Below are 1,122 nucleotides of genomic sequence, written 5' to 3'. Positions count from 1 at the left end.
TGGTTTCGCGTTGGCATCGAAGGTCTGTGTCACGCCTTCGGCCATCACAGTGCGCGCGGGTTGCGCCGATACGCCGTAGTGCGGTACCGGCGGCAATATGGGCGGCGTTCCGTCCGGGCCAAACGAACAGGCGGACAGGGCGGCTGCAACGCCAAGGGCAGCCAGGGGAAAACGCATCATGACCGGCCTCCGTTTCCAGCATCGGGCGTAGTGGGTTCCTGGTAATCCGCGCGCTCGTGGCGCTTCACCCTGAACGACGCCGCATACAATGCCGGCAAATAGAACAGCGTAAGCACGGTCGCGCTCGTGATGCCGCCCATCAGTGCGGTGGCCATCGGCCCGAAGAAGTTGCTGCGCAAGAGCGGAATCAGCGCGAGGACGGCGGCTGCTGCGGTCAGTGTGATCGGCCGGAAGCGCCGCACGGTTGCACCGACGATGGCATCGAAACGCGGATGCCCCGCCGCGATGTCCTGCTCGATCTGATCCACGAGGATCACCGAGTTGCGCATGATGATGCCGAACATGGCGATCACGCCGAGCATCGCGACAAAACCGAACGGCTTGTTGAAAAGCAGAAGTGCGATCACCACGCCGATCAGCCCGAGCGGCGCGGTCAGCACGACCATCATCACGCGTGCGAAGCTCTGCAACTGGATCATCAAGAGCGTCAGCACGACGATCACCATGATCGGCATTTGCGCGTTGATGGAAGCCTGACCCTTGCCGCTTTCTTCGACCGGGCCGCCGACTTCGATCCTGTAACCGACCGGCAGGCTCGCGCGCAGCGTATCGAGTTTTTTCTCGATGGCATGCGTCACGTCGATGCCTTGCGCACCCGCGCTGACATCGGATTGCACGGTGATGGTCGGCTGTCGATCGCGCTCCCAGATCACGCCGTATTCCAGGTCGTTCACCACATGCCCAATGGTCCCGAGCGGCACGGGACCGTTCGGTGTGGGCATGGCAAGCGTGGCGAGTTTCGCCGGATCGACGCGTTCGCTTTGCGGCGCACGCAGGTCGACGCTGATCAGCTTGTCGCGCACCCGATACTGCGTGACCGTGTAGCCCGTGAATTGCATCGCGAGGAAATTGGACACGTCTTGCGAACTGACGCCGAGTTCA

Annotated in this window: 1 protein-coding gene and 1 pseudogene; both read right to left on the bottom strand. The window is 62.6% G+C overall.

Features of this window, described 5'->3' with window-relative positions; genetic code table 11:
* A pseudogene (locus ACRXB1_RS36555) lies at nucleotides 1-180 on the bottom strand (efflux transporter outer membrane subunit); the annotation flags it as partial.
* Nucleotides 177-1,122 (bottom strand): efflux RND transporter permease subunit (locus ACRXB1_RS36550; protein WP_449494842.1); only part of this gene is annotated, 946 nt, incomplete at its 5' end. The gene ACRXB1_RS36550 and the pseudogene ACRXB1_RS36555, both read right to left, overlap by 4 nt.

Source organism: Caballeronia sp. M23-90, assembly GCF_053574605.1.
The sequence above is the reverse complement of the archived record's forward strand: the minus strand, read 5'-3'. Positions and strand labels throughout refer to the sequence as shown.